The following is a 21,241-nucleotide window of genomic DNA, read 5'->3' on the forward strand; positions in this document are numbered from 1 at the left end:
GGGCTCTCCCTTGAGCAGTCGATCGAAAGTTTCCGAGACTTGCGAACGCGATGAACGCAAGTTAGAGCGCTCGTACGGGGCCGTCAAGGTGCGATGTGTCGACGACGATCTTTGAAACTTTCGATAAGGTGCGGGCGTGAAACGCAGCCGTGTGACGATCGCCGAGGTCGCCGAACAGGCGGGTGTCTCGGTCCCGACCGTCTCGAAGGTCCTCAACGGGCGGGCCGACGTCGCCCGGTCCACCCGCGAGCTGGTGCAGCAGGTCGTCGCCGAGAGCGGCTACCGCCGTCGCGGCGGGGCGTCGCGACGCCGGACCGGGCTGGTCGACGTGGTCGTCGACCGCCTCGACTCGTTCTGGGCGATGGAGGTGCTGCGGGGCGCCGAGGCCGAGGCCCGGCGCACCGACCGGCAGGTCGTGCTCAACACCACCGGCTACGACGACCCCGGCTCGCGGGCCTGGCTCGACCGGATCGCCGGGCGGGGCAGCGACGGTGTCGTGGTGGTCGTCGGCGACCGTGACCCGGAGACCTCCGACCGGCTGGCCGCCCTCGAGGCGCCGGTGGTCCTGCTGGACCCGGTGGGTGACGCCCCGCCCTCGTTCCCCACGGTCGGGGCGACCAACTGGGCCGGCGGGCTGGCCGCGACCGAACACCTGGTGGCGCTGGGGCACCGGCGGATCGGCATCGTCTCCGGGCCGCCACGGCTGAGCTCCAGCCAGCAGCGGGTGGACGGCTACCGGGCGGCGCTGCGGCGCGCGGGCGTGGAGGCCCACGAGGAGCTCGTGCGCCACGGGGACTTCCTCGTCGGGGGCGGGCGGGCCGGGGCCGCGGCCCTGCTGGACCTGCGCGACCCGCCCACCGCCGTCTTCGCCGGGTCGGACATGCAGGCGGTCGGGGTGTACCAGGAGGCCGACCGTCGTGGCCTGCGGGTGCCGGAGGACCTGTCGGTGGTGGGGTTCGACGACATCACCGTCTGCGAGTACCTGAGCCCCCCGCTCACCACGGTGCGCCAGCCGCTGGCCCGGATGGCGGGGGAGTCCGTGCGGCTGGCACTGGACGAGCCGCGGGCCGACGTCACCGGAGCCGCGGCCCGCCTGGAGCTGGCCACCGAGCTCGTCGTCCGTGCCAGTACGGCCGTCCCCGGCGGCTGAGCCGCGCCGTCGCGTCACGGTGCCGGGTCGCCGGTGATCCAGGCCCACGGGTCGGCGATCACCGGGGCCAGCGCGGCCCGTCCGGCGCCGCGCAGGGCCGCGTCGGCGCCGAGCACGGACGGGACGACCCGGTCCGCCGGGATGCCGTGCCGGTGCAGCTCGGCTGTCACGGCGGCGACGAACGCCGGTCCGGCGGCGGCGAACCGGCCGCCCAGCACCACGCGGTCCGGGTCGCTGGGGGCGGTGAACCCGGCGAGGACGCGCCCGAGCAGCCTGCCCGATCGGCGCGGGTCGGACTGCACCTCGGGTCGGGTCTCGACGGCCAGACAGCCGCGCCGGCCGCACGGGCACGCGGTGCCGCCCGGGCGGGCGACGAGGTGCCCGAACCGGGTCGCGGCGCGGCCCTGGGACCGCCGGTCGCGCACCAGGGTCACGCCGATCTCGCTGCGCCCGCCGATGTGCACCGTCGTCGTGCCCGGCGGTCCGGTGTCCGGTTCGGCCTCCGCGGCCAGTGCGGCGCCGCAGCGGACCGCCAGTGCGATCCCGCCCGCTCCGAGCTGCTCGGCCTCGGCCGCGACCAGCGTGCCGATCGCGGCCGCGTCCCAGCCCAGCGCCGGAGAGGTCACCGCCGTGGTGGCGGCGGAGCCGGACACGACACCGGGCACCGCCAGCACGATCCCGGCAGCGGGCCGGTCCCCGCCGGCTGCGGCGAGCAGGAGCTCACGCAGGACCGGTGCCAGGGCGCCGGCGGCCCGCTGCGGCGGGGTCCCGGTGATCGCGGCCGGGTGCCATCGGCGGGCCCCGGCCCGGCCGGCCAGGTCGACCAGGCAACCGCCGACGCCGTCCTCCTCGATCTGCAGGGCGATGCCGACCGGTCCGGCCGGGTCGGGGACCAGACGGCGGCCGGGGCGTCCCGAGGTGCCGCCCGGGCCGGCGCCGATGTCGCGGACGAGGCCGCCGGCGAGCAGCTCCGCGATGAGCCCGGAGACCGTCGACCGGGTCAGTCCGGTCGCCGCGGCGATGCCGGCGCGGCTGATCGCGGACCCGTGGACGACCTCGCCCAGCACCAGGCCCAGGTGGTGTCGCCGCAGGTCACCGGCGGCGATCCGGCTGCTCGCGTCCATGCATGCTCCGGTGTTAGTTCGTATGGAAGACGAACAAACTCTAGGCATGTGGTTGTTCGTGGGCCAGGGTCGGAGGGGCCGGCAGCGGAGCCGGTTCCCAGCGAGAGGACGACGATCATGGCCGAGGTCGCCTACCGGGCCGCGTCCCGTGTCTATCCGGGGCCGCCCCCGGTGCGCGCGGTCGACCGGCTCGACCTGGACATCGCCGACGGGGAGTTCCTGGTGCTCGTCGGCCCGTCCGGGTCCGGCAAGTCGACGGCACTGCGGATGCTCGCCGGGCTGGAGGACGTCGACGAGGGCGGCATCGAGATCGGGGGCCGCGAGGTGTCCGGCGTCGCGCCCAAGGAACGCGACATCGCGATGGTGTTCCAGAACTACGCGCTCTACCCGCACATGACCGTCGCGGAGAACATGGGCTTCGCCCTGCGGCTGCAGAAGGTCGGGAAGAGCGAGCTCACCCGGCGGGTCCGTGCGGCCGCCGAGCTGCTCGACCTCACGCCCTACCTCGACCGCAGGCCGAAGGCGCTCTCCGGTGGCCAGCGCCAGCGTGTCGCGATGGGCCGCGCCATCGTCCGCGAGCCCGCGGTGTTCCTCATGGACGAACCGCTGTCCAACCTGGACGCCAAGCTGCGGGTGGAGACCCGTGCGCACATCGCCGCCCTGCAGCAGCGGCTCGGCACCACGACCGTCTACGTCACCCACGACCAGGTCGAGGCCATGACGATGGGGCACCGCGTCGCGGTGCTGCGCGACGGTCTGCTGGAGCAGTGCGCCGCGCCTCGCGAGCTCTACGAGCGGCCCGCGACCGCCTTCGTCGCCGGGTTCATCGGCTCGCCCGCGATGAACCTGCGCACCGCGGTGCTCACCCCCGGTGGTGCCGACCTGGCCGGGGCCGCCGTCGCGCTGCCGCGGGACGTGCTGGCCGACGCGGCGGGGGCCGGGCTGTCCGAGGTCCTGCTCGGGGTCCGTCCGGAGGGTCTGCGCCCGGCCGACGACGCCGAGCCCGCCCTCGAGCTCACCGTCGAGCTCGCCGAGGAGCTGGGGTCGGACACCTTCGTGCACGGGCGGGTCGGTGCCGACGCGCAGCGGTTCGTCGTCCGGCTCGACGGCGGGGCGGGACCGGCCGTCGGTTCCCGGCTCCGGGTCGCGGCCCGTGAGGGCCGCACGGTGCACGCGTTCGACCCGGCGAGCGGCCGGCGGCTCGGCGGATGACCACGTATCTGCCCGAGGGGCTCGTGCTCGGCGCCGCCACCGCCGCTTATCAGATCGAAGGGGCGGTCGCCGAGGGCGGACGCACCCCCAGCATCTGGGACACCTTCGCCCACACCCCCGGTCGGACCGCGGACGGCGAGACCGGCGATGTCGCGGCCGACCACTACCACCGGGTCCACGAGGACGTGGCGCTCATGCGCGAGCTGGGCCTGCAGTCCTACCGCTTCTCCGTCAGCTGGAACCGGGTGACCCCGCAGGTCGGACCGGACGGCCTCGGACCCGTGTCGGCCCAGGGGCTCGCCTTCTACTCGGAGCTGGTCGACGCGCTGCGGGCCGCGGGGATCGCCCCGGTGCTCACGCTCTACCACTGGGACCTGCCCCAGGCCCTGGAGGACGCCGGTGGCTGGGCGGCACGGGCGACGGCGTACCGGTTCGCCGAGTACGCGGCCGTCGTCGCCGCCGCGCTGGGTGACCGGGTGGAGCTGTTCACGACGCTCAACGAGCCGTGGTGCAGCGCCTTCCTCGGCTACGCGGCCGGGGTGCACGCACCCGGTCGTACCGAGCCCGCCGCGGCACTGGCCGTGGTGCACCACCTCAACCTCGCCCACGGGCTCGCCACCACGGCGATCCGGGAGCTGCTCCCCGGCGCCCGGATCGCCGTCAGCCTCAACCTGGCCTGGGTGCTGCCGCAGACCGGGTCCGACGCCGACCGCGACGCCGCCCGCCGGGTCGACGGTCTGCAGAACCGCCTGTTCACCGGGCCGATGCTCGACGGCGGCTACCCGGCCGACGTCCTCGCCGACACCGCCGGGGTCACCGACTGGTCGTTCGTCCTGCCCGGCGACGAGCGGCTGGTGCACGCCCCGCCGGACGTGCTGGGGGTCAACTACTACACGCCGACCGTCGTGCGGCACTGGACGCGCGAGCGGCCGAAGGAGACCGCCGACGGGCACGGCGACGGTGCCGCCACCCCGTGGGTCGCCTGCGAGGACGTCGAGTTCCCGCGGCCCGCCGGTCCGCTCACCGACATGGGCTGGGGGGTCGACGCCCGGGGCCTGGGCGCGTTGCTGCGCCGGCTCGCCGCCGAGCATCCCGGCCTGGACCTGGTGGTCACCGAGAACGGCGCCGCCTATCCCGACGTCCCCGCCGCCGACGGCGCGGTGCAGGACCACGACCGCGTCGCCTACCTGCACGACCACCTCGCCGAGACCGCCCGGGCCGCGGCCGACGGCCTACCGGTCCGCGGCTACTACGTCTGGTCACTGCTCGACAACTTCGAGTGGGCCCGCGGCTACGCGATGCGCTTCGGCATCGTCGCCGTGGACCCGGTGACCCACGCCCGCACCCCCAAGCTCAGCGCCCGGTTCTACGCCGGCGTCCTGTCCACCGGCTCGCTGCCGGACCGTCCCGCACCCCCGTCCCAGGAGTCCCAGCCCATGTCCGTTCCCGCCCCCACCCCCGCCGACCGGTTCTCCTTCGGACTGTGGACCGTCGGCTGGACCGCGGCCGACCCGTTCGGCTCGCCCACCCGCCCCGAGCTCGACGTCGTCGAGGCCGTCGAGGAGCTCGCCGCGCGCGGCGCCTGGGGTCTCACCTTCCACGACGACGACCTGTTCGGCTTCGCGCCGGACCCGGCCCACCGGGACCGGCAGATCGCACGGCTGCGGAAGGCGTGCGAGGCGACCGGCATGACCGTTCCGATGATCACCACGAACCTGTTCTCGCACCCGGTGTTCAAGGACGGCGGGTTCACCTCCAACGACCGGACCGTGCGGCGCCTCGCGCTGCGCAAGGTGCTGCACAACGTCGAGCTGGCCGCCGAGCTCGGTGCCCGCACCTTCGTGCTGTGGGGTGGACGGGAGGGTTCGGAGTTCGACTCCGCCAAGGACGTCCGCGCCGCCCTGGACCGTTACCGGGAGGCCATGGACCTGCTCTGCGGGCACGTCCTGGAGCAGGGGTACGACATCCGGTTCGCGATCGAGCCGAAGCCCAACGAGCCCCGCGGGGACATCCTGCTGCCCACCGTCGGGCACGCGCTGGCCTTCGTCGAGCGCCTCGCCCACCCCGAGCTCGTGGGCGTCAACCCCGAGGTCGGGCACGAGCAGATGGCCGGGCTCAACATGACCCACGGCGTCGCCCAGGCACTGTGGGCCGGGAAGCTGTTCCACATCGACCTGAACGGCCAGCGCGGCATCAAGTACGACCAGGACCTGGTGTTCGGCCACGGTGACCTGCTGAACGCGTTCTCGCTGGTCGACCTGCTCGAGACCGCGGGCTACGACGGGCCACGGCACTTCGACTACAAGCCGGCGCGCACCGAGGACCGGCGCGGGGTGTGGGACAGCGCCGCCGCGAACATGCGCACCTACCTGCTGCTGCGCGAGCGGGCGGCCGCGTTCCGGGCCGACCCCGAGGTCGTCGCCGCGCTCGCCGAGGCCGGGGTGCCCGCACTGTCCGAGCCGACGCTGGGGGCCGGGGAGACCGCGGCGGACCTGTTCGCCGACCCGGCGCTGGACACCGTCGACCCGGACGCGCTGGGCCGTCGCGGGTACGGCTTCGTCCGGCTCCACCAGCTGGCACTGGAACACCTCGCCGGAGCACGATGACCCCGTGCACGACCGACCGGCTCCCCGCCCGCAGGCCCCGCCCGCGCGCCCACCGGCGGTGCGCCGGCACAACCTCGGCCTGCTGCTGGGGGCGCTGCGGGCGGCGCCGTCGTCGCGGGCGACGCTCGCCGCGGCGACCGGGCTGACCCGCGGCACCGTCGCGGGGCTGCTGGACCCGCTGGTCGCCGCGGGCGTGCTCGCGGAGGGCGAGCCCGACCGCAGCCGGGTCGGCCGGCCCGGCACCCCCCTGGTGTTCGCCGGCAGCGGGCCGGTCGTGCTGGCCGTGTCGGTCGAGGTCGACGGCGTCGACGCGCTGGTCACCGGTCTGGACGGGCAGGTGGTGCACCGGTCGCGCCGGCGCCGCGACCACCGCGGCCTCGACCCGGATGCGGTGTTCGGGCGGGCCGCGCGGACCGCGGCGAACCTGGCCGCGCGCACCGGCCGAACGGTCGCCGGGGCCGGGATCGCCGTCCCCGGACCGGTGCGCGGCTCGGACGGCGCGGCGGTACTGCTGCGGGCCCCGAACCTGCCCCGGCTCGACGGCTGCCGCCCCGCCGAGCACGCCGGTGCGCTCGGTGAGGTGCCGCTGCTCGTCGGCAACGAGGCCTCGCTCGGGGCGCTCGCGCACCTGGGGCAGGCCGACGACTTCGTCTACGTCTCCGCCGACGTGGGGATCGGTGGCGGGATCGTCGTCGACGGGCGGGTGCTGCCCGGTGCCCGCGGCGTCGCCGGGGAGATCGGGCACGTCGTGATCGAGCGCGCCGGGCGGCTCTGCGGCTGCGGCGGCACCGGCTGCGTCGAGGTCTACGCGGGCCTGCCCGCCCTGCTCGGCGACGCGGGCGCCGCCGACGTCGCGGCGCTGCGGACCGCCGCCCGCGCGGGGGACCCGGCCGCGACGGGGGCGCTGGCCCGGGCCGGTGCCGCGCTGGGTACGGCGCTGACGTCGGTACTCCACGTCGTCGACGTCGGCACCGTCGTCCTCGGTGGCAGCTACGCCGAGCTGGGCACCTGGCTGGTCCCCGCGGTGCACGCGGAGCTGGTGCGCCGCGGGGTCGCGACCGGGCCGGACGTCGCCGTGCTCGTGTCCCCGCACGGCCGGGCGGCCACCGTCACCGGGACCGCCCGCGCCGTGGCCGACCGGGTGCTGGGCGAGCCGGACCTGCTGCTCGCCGGCTGAGCCCGGCTCAGGCCAGCACCCAGGTGTCCTTCGCCCCGCCGCCGCGCGAGGAGTTCACGATCATCCCGCCGGGCGGGGCGACCCGCGACAGCGCCGCGGGCAGCACGTCGACCTCGGGCACCCCGCCGGCGCCGGGGGACTGCACCGCGAAGACCCGCAGGTCGACGGCCTGGGGCCGGAGGGCGCCGTCGGTGAAGGTGGGATGGGTGGAGATCCCGACGAGGTCCTGGGCGACCCAGCCGGCCGGGGTGTCCCGGATCGCCGCGGCCATCCGGTCCAGCTCGGCGCGCCCGGCGTGCGGGCCGATCACGATCCCGGCGCCGCCGTAGCCGTCGACGGGCTTGAGTACCAGCCGGTCGAGCCGGTCCAGGACCTGCTCACGGGCGAGCGGGTCGACGCAGGGCAGCGTCGGCACCGAGGCCAGCACCGGCTTCTCGCCGAGGTAGTAGCGGATCATCTCCGGCACGTAGGCGTAGACGAGCTTGTCGTCGGCGACGCCGTTGCCGGGCGCGTTGCGCAGCGCCACCCGCCCGCGGGCCATCGCCGCCCACAGCGCGCGGCCGAGCGGGCGGTGGTCGGCGCCGCGGGCGATCGCGAGCTCGTTCTCGTCCATCCGACGGTAGAGGGTGGTGATCCGGCGCCGCCGCCCACCGCCGACGAGGAACAGCGCGCCGTCGGTGACCTGCAGCCGGGCCGGGGTCACCAGCGGGACGTCCATGGCCTCGGCGAGCAGCCGGTGCTCGAAGAACGCCGGGTCCACCTCGCCCGCGGTCAGCAGCGCGGCCTCCCCGTCGGGTCCGTCGGGGTCGCCGGCCGCGAGCGCCGCCCGCAGCCGGTCCGGCACGTCGTCGAGGTGGCGCACCTCCGAGGGCGACTCCAGGTCGGGCAGCACGCTGCGGATCAGGCGCCGGCTCATCATCGAGAACCCGATGCCCGACGGGACGCGCAGGTTGTCCTCCAGCACGACCCAGCCGTCGGCGTCGTCGCGGACCAGGTCGATGCCGCCGACGGCGATCCGCACCGCGTCCGGCGGCACCAGCGCGCCCGAGCGGGTGCGGCCGGGGGCCTGCTCGACCACCGAGGCCGGGACGACCCGGTCGCGCACGATCTCGCGCCGGCCGTAGACGTCGCGCACGAAGCACTCCAGCGCCCGGATCCGCTGCTCCAGCCCGGACGCGAGGTGCGCCCAGTCGTGGCGCTCGATGATCCGCGGCACCAGGTCCAGCGGGAACAGCCGCTCGCCGTCGTGGCCGGGCTCGACGCCGGGGACCGGGAAGGTCACCCCGCGGGCGCGCTGCTCGGTGCGCAGCGCGTTCTCCGCCGCGGCCAGCCCGCGCGGGCCGAGCCGCTCCAGCGAGCGGAACAGCCAGCCGTAGCCGGGCCGGACGGCGCCGGTCGCGTCGACGGCCTCGTCGTAGCGGGGTGGGACGTAGCCGTCCAGCAGCTCCGGCGCGGACGGCACGGTCTCCGCCGGTGCCGACGGCGGCCGCTCGCCGTGGGTGCGGGCCAGCAGCTCGTCGACCACGTCGGTCAGCGACCCGCGACGCCCGAACGCGCGCCGTTGCGCCGCCGCGCCCGATCCGCGGGCCAGGACGCCCTCGGCCAGCTCGGCGACCTGCTCGTGGTCGCCGACCTCCTCCAGCCACGGCCGCAGGTCCTCCACCAGCGCGCGCAGCTGCACCGACGGGGAGCTCAGTGTCGGGGGACCGGCAGGGGCCCGGCCGATCTCGACGAGGTCGCCCTCCAGCCCGGACCGCGCGGCCCGCCAACCGGCCGCACGCAGCAGCTCGTACCGGGCGCGGGGCAGCGGCCTGCCCGCCTCGGTGTCGGCGCGGGCCCGCCCGACCAGCGCGCGGAACAGACCCGCGACCAGCACGACGTCGTCGACGTCGGGACAGGCGTCGCACAGCCGCAGCTCGACGGTCGGCAGGTGTGCGCTGGGTCGGACGTCGAAGTAGAGCATCCCGGCGTCGCTGATCGTCCCGGACGCGATGAGCTCGTCGATCATCGTGTCGTACTCGGCGGCGGTGGTGACGTCGCCGGGCGGCCCGGCGGTGGGCCAGCGCTGCCAGATCATGCTGCGGTAGCTGGCGTAGCCGGTGTCGTGGCCGCGCCAGTACGGCGAGCTGGCGGTGATGGCGAGCAGGGTCGGCAGGGCGGGGGAGACCCGGCGCGAGACCTGCACGGCGGTGTCGCGGTCGGGGACGTCGACGTGCACCTGCACCCCGCAGATGTGCTGCTCGCGCACCAGCATCTGGTACTCGTGCTGCATCCGCTCGTACCGGGCTCCGGCGGAGATGTCGTCGCCGGACAGGTCGACCAGCGGCACCGTCCCGGCCGCGACCACACCCAGCCCCAGCGGTTCGGCCGCCTCGCGCAGCCGGGTACGCAGGCGTCGCACGTGGGTGCGCAGCTCGTCCAGCGACGGCGTCGCGGGCGAGTTGGTCTCGACCAGCGACCGTTGCAGCTCGGGGAAGAACTCCGCCCCGTCCAGGTGCTCCAGCAACCGTTCCGCGTCGGGCGCGGCCCGGCGGTCGGCCAGGCCGACCACGTGGAACTCCTCCTCGACCCCCACCAGCGGCACGTTCCCCACGGCCGGTGACGCTAGGTGTCCGCTGTTACGTCCGTGTGTCCCGCGGCGATCGCGCCCGACGCCACTCCGTCCGGTGGTCCGTACGGCGGTATCCGGACGTCTGTCCGGACCAGTTCCCACCGGCTGTTCTCTCCAGCGTCTCCGGATCCGCCGACCCCACGGAGCCGCCCATGTCCGCCGGCCGCCGCGCGCGGGCCCGCAGCTTCGTCGAACCTCGCCACGCCGATGGGCGCCCCACCGCGGTCCGGCACCGGCGCGGCCCCATCACGGCGGGCTCGACCGGACGGGTGACGTGTGCCGACCACTGCGGCCGATCACCGCTGCCGCGGGCAGAGGATCCGTGAACTCGCTTACCGGGTAAGCGGATTCGTAGAGCGAACCGTGCCCACCCCGATATCGGGGTACACCGGCTCACGGCTCGGCCTGCACGGCCGACACGCGGTGGTCGGCAGACGGTCGGCGCGTGGAATCGCCTACCGGTCGAGCGAGTTCTCCGGGAGAGCACCCGGGACCACGGCGGCGGAGGCCTCGGCCGCCCGGGCGATCCGCAGCAGGTCCGCGTGCTGTGCCGCTGCCTCGTCGGGCGACAGGGGATCGCCGTGCCCCGGGACGAACACCCGTGTCCCGGTGGCGGCGGGGGCTGCGGCGACGTCGAGCAGCAGCCCCACGGCGGCCGCCCAGTCGCGGCGGTAGGAGTCCGGCCCGAACGACGGCGGTGCCCCGTTCTCCAGCAGGTCCCCGGCGAAGAGCACGCCCGCGTCCGGGACGTGCACCGCCAGGTCGTGTCCGGTGTGCGCGGGGCCGGGGTGCACGAGCTGCACGACGCGTCCGCCCAGGTCGAGCGTGTGCACGGAGGCCGGGCGGGGGCAGACCGGGCGGTCGGGGAGGACCGGGACGGTGGCGGCGAGCGCGTCGGCCGTCGCGGCGGCGGAGCTGCCGGATCCCCCGGAGCTCCCGGCGCTCCCGGCGTCACGGTAGTGCCGGGACCAGTGGGCGCGCTGGGCGGCGGCCGTCGCCAGCAGTGCACCCGCGCAGCCGGCCTGGGCGTACACCGGGGCGCCCGGGAACGCGGCGGTGCCGAAGCAGTGGTCGAAGTGGGCGTGGGTGAGGGCCACGACGGCCGGCAGGGCGGTCACCGCGCGCACCGCGGTGGCGAGCTCGGCGCCCTGGGCGGTGTCGCCGCGGGTGTCGATGACCAGGGCGGCGGACGTGCCGAGCACGAGACCGGTGGTCAGGTCGAGCTCGTGGTGCCGGCGGGCGAGTACCCCGTCGGCGAGCTCGAGCCAGCGCCCGTCCGACCGCTGCCCGCCCGACCGCTGCCCGTCCATCCGGTGATCCTCGCGCTCAGACCGCGATCGCGGTGGACCGGCCCAGGGCGTCGGTTCCCGGGCCGAGCAGCTCCGCGGTCCCGTGGGCCACGCGTTCCGCGGTCCAGGCGCAGGCCAGCGCGTCGAGGACGTCGTCGAGCCGGGCGGCGGTGGGCAGGTCACCGAGCGACGCGGCGGAGGGGACCCACTCCGACAGCGCCGCGACCCGCTGGCCCGCCCCGCGCGCGGTCTTCTTCGCCGCGAACGCACGCGACGGTGCCATGGTGCGGAACGTCAGCTCCGGGTGCGCCTCGACCACCGACGACGGCAGCCGCACCTGCTGGAACTCGCGGATCTTCCCGACGATGTACCAGGTCTGCAGGCTGATCTTCTTCCCCGTGACGGCCTGGGCGGCGGCGCAGGCCTCGTCGTAGGAGCCTGCGTCGAGCACCGGGGCGGGCGGGGTCGGGAACAGGGAGGACCGCGCCCGGCCCAGCCGCGCCGACGCGAGGATCTCGGCCTCGCGGCGCTGCGCACCGGCCGGGACCGACAGCGGGATGTCGATCCCGACGGCGTCGCACCCGGCCGTCGCGGCGAGTACCGACGCCGCGTCGGGGACCACCGTCCACGTCACCTCACGTGTCCGTCCGCTGCCGGAGAGCACGCACACCACCCAGCCACCCGGGACCCCGTCCACGCCGCTGATCCGCATGGGGGAGGATCGTGCCCCGTGCGCGTCTACCTGGGCAGTGACCACGCCGGTTTCGAGGTCAAGGGCAAGCTCGTCGAGTACCTGACCGAGCAGGGGATCGAGGCGATCGACGTCGGGGCTCCGACCTACGACGCCCTCGACGACTACCCCGCCTGGTGCATCGAGACCGCGCGGCGCGTGGTCGAGGACCCGGAGTCCCTCGGCATCGTGCTGGGCGGGTCCGGCAACGGCGAGCAGATCGCCGCCAACAAGGTGCAGGGCATCCGCGCCGCGCTGGCGTGGAACGAGGCCACCGCGACGCTCGCCCGCGAGCACAACGACGCCCAGATCATCGGTGTCGGCGCGCGGCAGCACAGCTTCGACGAGGTCGTCGCGATCGTCGACGCCTTCCTGGCCACCCCGTTCTCCGGCGACGCGCGCCACCAGCGGCGCATCGACCAGGTCCTCGACTACGAGCGGACCGGCGAGATCGAGCTCCCCGCGTCCTGACCCGGAGCCGGGATGCCCGAGGGACACACGCTGCACCGGCTGGCGCGGCTGCACCGGAAGCTGTTCGTGCGCCGGCCGGTCGGCGTGTCCAGCCCGCAGGGCCGTTTCGGAGCCTCTGCGGCGCTGCTCGACGGTGAGGTGATGACCGGGGCCGAGGCCCACGGCAAGCACCTGTTCCACCGCTACGGCCGCGACCGCGTCGTGCACGTCCACCTCGGGCTGTACGGCACGTTCGTCGAACAGCCGCTGCCCGCGCCGGAACCGGTCGGGCAGCTGCGGATGCGCCTGGTCGGGCAGACCCACTACGCGGACCTGCGCGGCCCGACCGCCTGTGAGCTCCTCACCTCGGCCGAGGCCCGCGCCCTGAGGGCCCGGCTGGGTGCGGACCCGCTGCGTCCCGACGCCGACCCGGACACGGTCTGGGCCCGCATCTCGGCCTCGCGCAGCCCGCTCGCGACGCTGCTGATGGACCAGAAGGTGCTCGCCGGCGTCGGGAACGTCTACCGCGCCGAGGTGCTGTTCCGGCACGGCCTGGACCCGCAGCTCCCGGGCCGGTCGCTGGACCGGGAGACGTGGGACGCGATGTGGGCCGACCTCGTCGTGCTCATGCGCGACGGCGTGCGGACCGGCCGTATCGACACCGTGCGTCCCGAGCACGACCCGCGCCGGCGCGGGCAGGCCGGACGGAAGGACCGGCACGGCGGCGAGGTCTACGTCTACCGCCGCACCGGGATGGACTGCCTCGTCTGCGGCACGCCGGTACGGCACGCCGAGCACCAGAACCGCAACCTGTTCTGGTGCCCGGCCTGCCAACCGTCGCGGGTCTAGGGTCGGACCCGTGGAGCAGAAGCCGATCGAGTGCTGGATGACCGACATGGACGGCGTCCTCGTCCGCGAGGGCAGCATCGTCCCGGGTGCGGACACGCTGCTGTCGCGGCTGCGGGACAAGGGCGTGCCGTTCCTGGTCCTGACCAACAACAGCATCCACACCCCCCGCGACCTGCGCTACCGGTTGCAGGCCACCGGCCTCGACGTGCCGGAGGAGTCGATCTGGACCTCCGCGCTCGCCACCGCCGCGTTCCTCGGCGAGCAGCGCCCGCAGGGCAGCGCCTACGTGATCGGCGAGGCCGGGCTGACCACCGCGCTGCACGACATCGGCTACGTCATCACCGACCGCAACCCCGACTACGTCGTGCTCGGCGAGACCCGCACCTACAGCTTCTCCTCGATCGCGACCGCGATGCGCCTGGTCGAGCAGGGTTCCCGGTTCGTCGCCACCAACCCCGACGCGACCGGCCCGTCCCCGGAGGGCATCCTCCCCGCGACCGGCTCGGTCGCCGCGATGATCTCCAAGGCCACCGGGGTCGACCCGTACTTCGTCGGCAAGCCGAACCCGCTGATGATGCGGGCCGCGCTCAACCGGCTCGGCGCGCACTCGGAGTCCACGGTCATGATCGGCGACCGGATGGACACCGACATCCTGGCCGGACTGGAGGCCGGGATGCGCACGGTGCTGGTGCTCTCGGGCATCACCAGGGAGCACGAGATCGACCGGTTCCCGTTCCGCCCGACGCGGGTCGTCTCCTCGGTCGCGGACCTGATCGACGACGTCTGATCCGCCCCCGGACCTGCGGGGTTGCGAACTACACCGATGTGGTTCACCCTCGAACACATGTACGGAGAACTGGTGTCCTGGCAGCGGTGCGCCGGCTGCGGCGCGGAGGCCGAGCTCCCCGGTGACGAGACGGCGGGCGTCGCCGTCCCGTGCCCGGACTGCCCCGGCTCGATGACCGAGGAGTTCAGCTGGGACTCGGTCGCGGCCTGAGCGGCCCGCTCAGACCTTGAACCCCAGTGCGCTGGGCTCGCCCCGGCGCAGCGCCGCGACGTGCTCGACGACCGTGGTCAGCGAGTGCAGGTCGTGGCCGTTGCGCATGGCCGAGACCAGCGCGCGCTCGGCGGCCTCGATGCCCTCGGCGGCGTCGACGACCTCGGCGAGCCGGTCCGGCGCGGCGATCAGCAGGCCGTCGTCGTCGCCGCACACCAGGTCGCCCGGGCTCACGACGAGCCCGCCGAACGACACCATCTCGTCGACGGTGCCCGGGTCGCTCGTGCTGCCCGAGGCCGGGCAGGTCCCGCGGGCGAACACCGGCAGTCCGATCCCGCGCAGCCCGCGGACGTCGCGGACCAGCCCGTCGACGACGATCCCGGCCAGCCCGCGCCGCTTCGCCTCGGTCGCGAACAGCTCACCGGACACGGCGCGGTGACCACCCCCTCCGGCGACCACGAGCACCGAGCCGGGGCGGGCCGCGGACAGCGCAGCGAACATCGGCAGGTGGTCGTCCACACAGGACACCGTCACCGCGGGCCCGGCCATCGACACGTCCGGCACCAGGGCCCGGATCGCGGGGTCCACCACGGGGAGCGACTTGTCGGCGTCGCAGATGGCGGACACCTGCAGCTCGCGCAGACGGTCCAGGAGGTCGGTCATGGACGTCATCCTGTCGCACCGTCCGCCGTTGCGCGCCGTCGAGCGTCCGCGGCGCGCGCGGCGATCTCCGAGCGGCGCACCTTCCCGGCGTCGTCGCGCAGCGGGTGGTCGACGACGTCGATGCTCCGTGGCTGTTTCGCCCTGCTCAGACGCCCGTCGAGGAACTCGCGAAGATCGTTCTCGATGCCCGGTTCGGCCTGTACGACGGCGTGCACGACGTGCCCGTAGTCGGAATCCGGCAGCCCGACGACGACGGCGTCCCGTACCCCGGGATGCGCGGTCAGCGCCGCCTCGACCTCCGCCGGGTACACGTTCGCGCCGCCGACGAGGATCATGTCCGAGCGCCGGTCGGCCAGGTACAGGTAGCCGTCGGCGTCCAGTGAGCCCATGTCGCCGAGCGACTCCCAGCCGTCGCGCTCGTGGGCGGAGGCGCCCAGGTAGTGGTACGTCGGCGCCCCGCCCGACCGCATCCAGATCTCACCGGTGACACCGGGGCCGAGCTCACGGCCGTCGTCGTCGCGGACGGTGATCTCGCCGCGGGTGACCCGCCCGACCGACCCCGGGTGGGCCAGCCAGTCGTGGCCGTCGATCGCGGTGCCGGCCTGCGACTCGGTGCCGGAGTAGATCTCGAACACCGTCTCCGCGCCGACCCGGTCGATCCAGCCGCGCTTGACCTCCGGCGGGCAGGGCGCGCCGACGTGCAGCACGGTCCGCAGGCTCCCGGTGTCGCAGGCGGCCCAGTCGGCGTCGGGCAGGCGCAGCATCCGGCTCATCATGGTCGGCACCGCGTAGAGCCAGGTGACGCCGTACGCGGGGATCATCGCGAGTGCGCGGGCGGCGTCGAACCGGCCCATGAGCACGACGTGGTGGCCCTGGAGCAACGCCATCAGCGTGAACATGAAGGGCGCGTTGTGGTGCAGCGGCGCGGTGCAGCCGAAGACGCCGTCGCGGTCGATGCGCAGCCCGTCGGCGCGGGCCAGGACCTGTTCGACGCAGGCGGCCTGACCGGCGACGATCACCTTCGGGGTACCGGTCGACCCGCCCGAGGTGGGGGCCTTCCAGCTGGGCCCGACGACGTCGGGGAGCGGGCCGTCGTCGTAGGAGCCGGCGTCGACCGGGGTGTCGACGACGAGCGCCGGCGCGGCGACGGCGAGCACCGCGTCGCGCTCGGCGGCGGGCAGCCGGGCCGACAGCGGCTGCGGCACCGCGCCGACCTTCCACGCCGCGACCGAGCTCTCGAGGTGCGCGGCGCTGTTCGGCAGCGCGATCGACACCAGGTCCCCGCGCCGCACCCCGCGGTCGGCGAACGCCCTGGCCAGACGGTTGGTGCGGGCGTCGAACTCCGCGCGGGTGCGCACCACACCGGGGCCGTCCGCGGTGTCCTCGGTGACCAGCGGGCGGTCCGGGTCGGCGGCGACGAGCGCCCGCAGCCGGGCGGCGAGCGCGGTCGCGCCGGCGGGCACCTCGGGCTCGGGGAAGCGGGGCTCGCGGAGTCGTGCGGTCATGCGGTCCTCCCGGTGGTGCCGGTGACGGCGGCGTCGAGACGCTCGTCGTCGGGGACCGGTCCGCGGGCCAGCACGTACCGGGCCGCCAGCAGCGAGACGAGCACGATCACCAGCGAGTACCCCACGACGGGCACGATCGACCCGGTCGCGGCCAGCAGCGACTGCCCGACGAGCGGGGCGGTGCCGCCGAACAGCGTGCCCGCCAGCGCGTAGGACAGCGAGATCGCGGTGTAGCGCATCCGCGCGGGGAACGCCTCGGCCAGCATCCCGGCGAGGATCGCGTAGTACATCGTGTGCGGCAGCGTCGCGAGCGCCATGCCGAGCGCGGCCAGCCCGAAGCTGCCGGTGGAGATCAGCCAGAACATCACCGGGAACAGCGGCAGCTCGATCAGCAGCAGCGCGGTGACGACCTTCCGCGGGTTCCACCAGGTCGCCATGAACGCCCCGAGCGGCTGGGTGAAGAACTGCACGGTCGAGCTGATCAGCACGACGTTGAGGAACACCTGGCGGTCGAAGCCGAGGTCGTTGACCGCCCAGGACAGCGCGAACGTGTTCTTGAAGTACGCGGCCGCGGCCACCAGTGCGCACGCTCCCACCGAGACGACCACCAGCATCGTCCGCTCCCGCAGCAGCTCCGCGAGCGGGAACCGCGCCGTCGTGCCGCGCGACCGCATCGCGACCAGCGCCGGGCTCTCCTCGATCCGCAGCCGGATCACCAGCCCGACGACGACCAGCGCCGCCGACACGAGGAACGGCACGCGCCAGCCCCAGGACAGGAAGGCGTCCTCCGGCAGCATCGCGACGAGCGCGAACGAGCCGGTGGCGAGCATCTGCCCCGCCGGACTGCCCTGCTGGGCGAAGGCGCCGTAGAGGATCCGGCGGTTCTTCGACGCGTGCTCCGAGGCGATCAGCACCGCGCCGCCCCACTCCCCGCCGACGGCGAGCCCCTGTACGAGCCGGGCCACGACCAGCAGCACCGGGGCGAGGACGCCGATGTCGTCGTGGACGGGCAGCAGCCCGATCGCGAGCGTCGAGACGCCCATCAGCAGCAGCGTCGCGACCAGCGCGGTCTTGCGGCCGAGCCGGTCACCGAGGTGGCCGAAGACGATCCCGCCGATCGGCCGGGCGAGGAACCCGACCCAGAACGTGGCGAACGAGGCCAGCACACCGGCGGCGGGGGAGGCGTTCGGGAAGAACAGCGGCCCCAGCACCAGCGCGGCGGCGGTGCCGTAGATGTAGAAGTCGTACCACTCGATGGTGGTGCCGACGAACGAGGCGATCCCCGCCTTGCGGCGCATCGACGGTGTGCTCGTGCTCAACCCGGTGCCCCCTTGCACTCGTCGTGGAGCGACGGTCGCGACCACGCCGTCGTGACCACCGCCACGCAACGGTAGAACAGCATTGGGACTCCATCGGGACGCTCTTGCTTCCGTTCCTGTCGTCGGATCGACATGATCGGAGGGTGGAGCTACGGCAGCTGGAGTCGTTCGTCGTCGTCGCCGAGGAGCTGCACTTCGGTCGGGCCGCGGCCCGCCTGCAGGTCTCGGGCCCGCCGCTGTCCCAGCAGATCCGCAGGCTCGAACGCGAGGTCGGCGCCACGCTGTTCGACCGCCACACCCGCGCCGTCGCCCTCACCCCGGCGGGGGCGGCGTTCCTGCCCCGGGCCCGCCGTGCCCTCGCCGCCGCGGACGAGGCCGTCGAGGCGGCGCGCGAGGCCGCCGCGGGCGGCACCGGCTCGGTCCGCCTCGGGTTCGCCGGACCCAGCTCCAACGCCTGGCTGTACCGGACCGCCCGCCGCTTCCGCGCGCACCGGCCGCAGGCCCGGCTGGTGCTGGTCACCGGCCGGTTCTCCGGCGAGCTGGCCGAGGACCTGCGCACCGACCGGGTCGACGCCGCGCTGATCCGCACCCCGGTCGACGACGACGGCCTCGTCGTCCACGAGATCGACCGGCACCGACTCGTCGCCGCGCTGCCCGAGGAGCACCCGCTCGCCGGGCGGGACACGATCGACCTGGCGGAGCTGGCCCACGACCCGTTCGTCACCTACCCGGTCCGGCGGATGGCGGTCATGCGCACGTCGGTCGACGCGGCCTGCCTGCACGCCGGGTTCCTGCCGCGCATCGAGCAGGAGGCTCCCGAGACGCACACCCTGCTGTCCCTGGTCGGGGCCGGTGTCGGGGTGGGGCTGGCGCTGGACGCGACGGCGGAGCTGCGCACACCGGGGGTGGTGCTGGTGCCGCTGACCGACCCGCCGGAGGTGCCGCTGGCGCTGGCGTGGAAGGCCGGTGCGGTGAACCCGGTGCTGGCGGGGCTGCTGGAGGCGGCCGGTGTGGGTGGGGCGGTCGTGCGGGGGGTCGGGTCGGTCTGACCCCTGCCCTCCCGCCCCACCCGCTCAGCCGGTGGCCCCGGCCCGGTGCGGTGTCCGCACGGTCAGCCCGGTCACCCGGGCCGGCTCGCCCACCTTCACCGGAATCCCCTCCTGTCGGGCCGCCACGTCGTGGCGGCATGATGGACGGTGTCGTCTCACGTCGCGTCAGGTGCAAGCCCGGACGCCACGGTCCCGCCGCGACACGCCGGGGCCCGCGACACGCCGGTCACGGATTCACCCCCGCGGGTGGTCGGCCCCCGCCCACGGTCCGGTCGGTCGATCACCCTTCGCATCGGCCGCCCCGGACGTGGGGACGGAGGGTGTCCGGCGTCCTGGGAGAACCGGTTCCGTCCGTTTCACACCACACTTTTGGTACCCGTGGTGATCGGATCACTCGTTGGTGTCGCCGCCGTATCCCCGCCGGTGAGCGGCTGCCTACTGTCCGCTTGCCGTGACGCACAGGCGTCCCGGTGGTGCTCACGGGAATCGTGAGACACGTCCGTCCCACCGGACACGATCGGGGAGAAAGACATGCGCAGGAAGCTTGCGGTCACCGGCGTCGCCGTCATCGCCACCATGGTCGCCTTCAGCCCGCTGGCGTCGGCTGCGCCCGCGCCGAAGGACGACGACGGTGACTCCTTCGTCCAGGACGTCGGCAACACCCGGGGCGACCAGTTCGGCCTGGTGAACCTCGACGACGTCAACGTCCTCAACAACGCCAATGTCTGCCCGGGCGTCAACGCGGCTCTCGGCAACGTCCTCGGGATCCTCGGCGGCGGGGCGGCGCAGAACCGCGACAACCCGACGTCCTGCGACTGATTCCCGACGACGGCCTCCGCCCCCTGCCTCCCGCCGCCACGGGACGCAGGGGGCGGTTCCATCCTGCCCGACGCCGGCCGGGACTCAGTGGAAGACGTAGTCCGACGGCTCGACGCGCCGGGTGCGCTCGTCGTACTCGCGCATGTAGCCGGGCCAGTTGGTGACGATGCGCCCGGTGTCGTCGCGGTACCAGGAGTCGCAGCGGGTCCACGCGGTGCCGGGGAAGCGGGCCTGGACCTCCTCGTCGTAGGCCTGCTCGACCTCGGGTCGGACCTCCACGCCGGACGCGCCGCGGCGGGCGGCCTCCTGCAGGGCCTCGCGGACGTAGCGGACCTGGTGCTCCAGGTACCGGACGATCGAGCCGCCGGAGGTGTTGGTGTTCGGGCCGTAGAGCACGAACAGCGACGGGAACCCGGGGACGGTCATGCCGAGGTAGGCGTGCGCGCCGTCGGACCACTCGGTGCGCAGCGACCGTCCCCCCGGGCCGCTGATCTCCATCGGGAACATGAAGTCGGTCGCCGCGAACCCGGTGCCCCAGATGATCGTGTCGACCTCGTGCAGCGTGCCGTCCTCGGTGCGCACCCCGGTGGGCTCGACGGCCGCGATGCGCGACGTCTCGACCTCGACGTTGGGCCGCTGCAGCGCGGGCAGCCAGTGCGAGCTGAACAGGATGCGCTTGCAGCCGAAGGTGTAGTCCGGCCAGACCTTGCGGCGGACCTCGGGGTCGCGCAGCTGGGCCCGCATGAACAGCGTCGCGTAGAGCCGCCCCAGCCGGCCCCAGGTGGCGGGGTGGCGGATCATCAGCGTCAGTGCCTCGCAGTACTCGGTGATGAACCGGCGTCGCGCGGCCTGCAGGCCGGGCACCCGCGCGATCGCGGCCCGCCACCACGCCGGGAACCTCCGGTTCCGTCGCGGCAGGAACCAGTTCCCGGACCGCTGGAACACCGTCATGTGCCCCACCTCGGGGGCGATCGCCGGCACGAACTGCACGGCGCTGGCTCCGGTACCGATCACGGCGACGCGACGGCCGCGCAGGTCGTGGTCGTGGTCCCAGCGCGCGGAGTGGAACATCGTCCCGGCGAACGAGTCGACGCCGGGCAGGTCGGGGGACACCGGCCGGTTCAGCTGCCCGGTCGCGACGATCAGCACGTCGGGGGTCCAGGTGCGGCCGTCGTCGGCGGTGACCGTCCACGGTCCGTCGGCCTCGTCGCGCCTGGCGTCGACGATCCGCACACCGGTCTGCACCAGCTCGTCGACCCCGAACTCGGCGACGACGCCCCGCAGGTAGGCGAGGATCTCGGGCTGCGGTGAGCAGAGCCGCGACCAGTCGGTGCGCTGCGCGAACGAGTACGAGTACAGATGGCTCGGCACGTCGCAGGCGGCGCCCGGGTAGGTGTTGTGCAGCCAGGTACCGCCGATGCCGTCGGCGGCGTCGACGATCGTGACGTCGCGGATGCCGTGGGCCCGCAGCTCGATCGCGGCGGCGATGCCGCCGAACCCGGCGCCGACCACGAGAACGCTCGGTGCGTGCACGGGACCTCCCTGTCTCCGGAATGCAGCAGCGATCACCGTAGCGAGGCGGCCCGGGGCCCCGGGTGCCCGTCCCGGCCCGTGCGGGCCGTCTCCGACCTCACACGACGGGGCCGTGCGACCCTGCCCGCGACGGAGCACAGTGGAGGGCGAACGGCCGA

At 74.5% G+C, this 21,241-nt stretch carries 18 protein-coding genes and 1 pseudogene; 11 read left to right on the forward strand and 8 right to left on the reverse strand.

Translation table 11 applies throughout. The features are described from left to right. Window positions 1-136: 136 nt before the first annotated feature. A complete protein-coding gene (locus tag DMP15_RS08835) occupies window positions 137-1,150 on the forward strand; it encodes a LacI family DNA-binding transcriptional regulator (protein ID WP_337825605.1) in 1,014 nt (337 codons plus the stop codon). A gap of 14 nt (window positions 1,151-1,164) precedes the next feature. On the opposite strand, the gene DMP15_RS08840 is transcribed toward DMP15_RS08835, so the two are convergent. Beyond that, on the reverse strand, window positions 1,165-2,274 hold the full coding sequence (locus tag DMP15_RS08840) for an ROK family transcriptional regulator (protein ID WP_337825606.1): 1,110 nt from the start codon (window positions 2,272-2,274) through the stop codon (window positions 1,165-1,167). Window positions 2,275-2,391: 117 nt separating this feature from the next. Here DMP15_RS08840 and DMP15_RS08845 point away from each other — a divergent pair, with 117 nt between their 5' ends. The 4 genes and pseudogenes from DMP15_RS08845 (at window position 2,392) to DMP15_RS08860 (ending at window position 7,269) form a co-directional block, all read left to right on the forward strand. Next, a complete protein-coding gene (locus DMP15_RS08845; protein WP_161152673.1) occupies window positions 2,392-3,486 on the forward strand; it encodes an ABC transporter ATP-binding protein in 1,095 nt (364 codons plus the stop codon). Then, a pseudogene (locus tag DMP15_RS08850) lies at window positions 3,483-4,811 on the forward strand (GH1 family beta-glucosidase); the annotation flags it as partial. The gene DMP15_RS08845 and the pseudogene DMP15_RS08850, both read left to right, overlap by 4 nt. 111 nt (window positions 4,812-4,922) lie before the next feature. Next, window positions 4,923-6,092: a xylose isomerase gene (xylA, locus tag DMP15_RS08855; protein WP_073575597.1), complete on the forward strand. Its 1,170-nt coding sequence runs from the start codon at window positions 4,923-4,925 to the stop codon at window positions 6,090-6,092. 4 nt (window positions 6,093-6,096) lie between these two features. Continuing rightward, entirely contained in the window at window positions 6,097-7,269 is a 1,173-nt protein-coding gene (locus tag DMP15_RS08860) for an ROK family protein (protein WP_179762038.1), read from the forward strand. 7 nt (window positions 7,270-7,276) lie between these two features. Here DMP15_RS08860 and DMP15_RS08865 read toward each other — a convergent pair whose 3' ends face one another. From DMP15_RS08865 to DMP15_RS08875, 3 genes are all read right to left on the reverse strand, one after another. After that, the gene (locus DMP15_RS08865) at window positions 7,277-9,862 is read right to left on the reverse strand and encodes a carboxylate--amine ligase/circularly permuted type 2 ATP-grasp protein (RefSeq protein WP_100878490.1); all 2,586 of its coding nucleotides are present in this window, start codon (window positions 9,860-9,862) and stop codon (window positions 7,277-7,279) included. 473 nt (window positions 9,863-10,335) lie between these two features. After that, window positions 10,336-11,190, reverse strand: a complete 855-nt coding sequence (locus DMP15_RS08870) for an MBL fold metallo-hydrolase (protein WP_073575571.1) — start codon at window positions 11,188-11,190, stop codon at window positions 10,336-10,338. A gap of 16 nt (window positions 11,191-11,206) precedes the next feature. After that, window positions 11,207-11,881 (reverse strand): DUF429 domain-containing protein, encoded by a 675-nt coding sequence (locus DMP15_RS08875; protein ID WP_073575572.1) that lies wholly within the window; start codon window positions 11,879-11,881, stop codon window positions 11,207-11,209. An 18-nt stretch (window positions 11,882-11,899) separates the two neighbouring features. Between DMP15_RS08875 and DMP15_RS08880 the strand changes: the two genes are divergently transcribed. The 4 genes from DMP15_RS08880 to DMP15_RS08895 are packed head-to-tail and all read left to right on the forward strand — an operon-like array spanning window position 11,900 to window position 14,195. Further along, window positions 11,900-12,370 carry a ribose-5-phosphate isomerase gene (locus tag DMP15_RS08880; RefSeq protein WP_073575573.1) on the forward strand — a complete coding sequence of 157 codons (471 nt, stop codon included), beginning with the start codon at window positions 11,900-11,902 and terminating at the stop codon, window positions 12,368-12,370. Window positions 12,371-12,382: 12 nt separating this feature from the next. Beyond that, window positions 12,383-13,198: an Fpg/Nei family DNA glycosylase gene (locus tag DMP15_RS08885; RefSeq protein WP_100878489.1), complete on the forward strand. Its 816-nt coding sequence runs from the start codon at window positions 12,383-12,385 to the stop codon at window positions 13,196-13,198. A 46-nt stretch (window positions 13,199-13,244) separates the two neighbouring features. Beyond that, window positions 13,245-13,985, forward strand: a complete 741-nt coding sequence (locus tag DMP15_RS08890) for an HAD-IIA family hydrolase (RefSeq protein WP_208623135.1) — start codon at window positions 13,245-13,247, stop codon at window positions 13,983-13,985. Window positions 13,986-14,042: 57 nt separating this feature from the next. Next, the gene (locus DMP15_RS08895; protein WP_157818307.1) at window positions 14,043-14,195 is read left to right on the forward strand and encodes a hypothetical protein; all 153 of its coding nucleotides are present in this window, start codon (window positions 14,043-14,045) and stop codon (window positions 14,193-14,195) included. Between the two features lie 9 nt (window positions 14,196-14,204). Here DMP15_RS08895 and DMP15_RS08900 read toward each other — a convergent pair whose 3' ends face one another. From DMP15_RS08900 to DMP15_RS08910, 3 genes are read right to left on the reverse strand one after another with little or no spacing between them, the layout of a single operon-like run. Further along, the gene (locus DMP15_RS08900; RefSeq protein WP_237453574.1) at window positions 14,205-14,858 is read right to left on the reverse strand and encodes an RraA family protein; all 654 of its coding nucleotides are present in this window, start codon (window positions 14,856-14,858) and stop codon (window positions 14,205-14,207) included. Between the two features lie 5 nt (window positions 14,859-14,863). Beyond that, the gene (locus DMP15_RS08905; RefSeq protein WP_337825607.1) at window positions 14,864-16,363 is read right to left on the reverse strand and encodes an AMP-binding protein; all 1,500 of its coding nucleotides are present in this window, start codon (window positions 16,361-16,363) and stop codon (window positions 14,864-14,866) included. Beyond that, entirely contained in the window at window positions 16,360-17,682 is a 1,323-nt protein-coding gene (locus DMP15_RS08910; protein WP_237454191.1) for an MFS transporter, read from the reverse strand. Before DMP15_RS08910 ends, DMP15_RS08905 begins: the two co-directional genes overlap by 4 nt. Window positions 17,683-17,825: 143 nt before the next feature. Here DMP15_RS08910 and DMP15_RS08915 point away from each other — a divergent pair, with 143 nt between their 5' ends. Together DMP15_RS08915 and DMP15_RS08920 are read left to right on the forward strand one after the other, a co-directional pair. After that, entirely contained in the window at window positions 17,826-18,731 is a 906-nt protein-coding gene (locus tag DMP15_RS08915; protein ID WP_073575577.1) for a LysR family transcriptional regulator, read from the forward strand. 531 nt (window positions 18,732-19,262) lie between these two features. Beyond that, window positions 19,263-19,550 (forward strand): hypothetical protein, encoded by a 288-nt coding sequence (locus DMP15_RS08920; RefSeq protein WP_073575578.1) that lies wholly within the window; start codon window positions 19,263-19,265, stop codon window positions 19,548-19,550. Between the two features lie 84 nt (window positions 19,551-19,634). Here DMP15_RS08920 and DMP15_RS08925 read toward each other — a convergent pair whose 3' ends face one another. Next, window positions 19,635-21,083, reverse strand: coding sequence for a flavin-containing monooxygenase (locus tag DMP15_RS08925; protein ID WP_073575579.1), 1,449 nt, complete (start codon window positions 21,081-21,083; stop codon window positions 19,635-19,637). Window positions 21,084-21,241: the final 158 nt, after the last annotated feature.

The organism is Pseudonocardia sp. UM4_GMWB1 (assembly GCF_017312155.1).
GTDB classification, from domain to species: domain Bacteria; phylum Actinomycetota; class Actinomycetes; order Mycobacteriales; family Pseudonocardiaceae; genus Pseudonocardia; species Pseudonocardia alni.

What these genes read in the sequence shown, in the direction of transcription:
- DMP15_RS08905 (WP_337825607.1), bottom strand. Translation starts at nt 16,363, where the DNA reads ATGACCGCACGACTCCGCGAGCCCCGCTTCCCCGAGCCCGAGGTGCCC.
- xylA (WP_073575597.1), top strand. Translation starts at nt 4,923, where the DNA reads ATGTCCGTTCCCGCCCCCACCCCCGCCGACCGGTTCTCCTTCGGACTG.
- DMP15_RS08875 (WP_073575572.1), bottom strand. Translation starts at nt 11,881, where the DNA reads ATGCGGATCAGCGGCGTGGACGGGGTCCCGGGTGGCTGGGTGGTGTGC.
- DMP15_RS08900 (WP_237453574.1), bottom strand. Translation starts at nt 14,858, where the DNA reads ATGACCGACCTCCTGGACCGTCTGCGCGAGCTGCAGGTGTCCGCCATC.
- DMP15_RS08845 (WP_161152673.1), top strand. Translation starts at nt 2,392, where the DNA reads ATGGCCGAGGTCGCCTACCGGGCCGCGTCCCGTGTCTATCCGGGGCCG.
- DMP15_RS08870 (WP_073575571.1), bottom strand. Translation starts at nt 11,190, where the DNA reads ATGGACGGGCAGCGGTCGGGCGGGCAGCGGTCGGACGGGCGCTGGCTC.
- DMP15_RS08840 (WP_337825606.1), bottom strand. Translation starts at nt 2,274, where the DNA reads ATGGACGCGAGCAGCCGGATCGCCGCCGGTGACCTGCGGCGACACCAC.
- DMP15_RS08885 (WP_100878489.1), top strand. Translation starts at nt 12,383, where the DNA reads ATGCCCGAGGGACACACGCTGCACCGGCTGGCGCGGCTGCACCGGAAG.
- DMP15_RS08890 (WP_208623135.1), top strand. Translation starts at nt 13,245, where the DNA reads ATGGACGGCGTCCTCGTCCGCGAGGGCAGCATCGTCCCGGGTGCGGAC.
- DMP15_RS08895 (WP_157818307.1), top strand. Translation starts at nt 14,043, where the DNA reads ATGTACGGAGAACTGGTGTCCTGGCAGCGGTGCGCCGGCTGCGGCGCG.
- DMP15_RS08920 (WP_073575578.1), top strand. Translation starts at nt 19,263, where the DNA reads ATGCGCAGGAAGCTTGCGGTCACCGGCGTCGCCGTCATCGCCACCATG.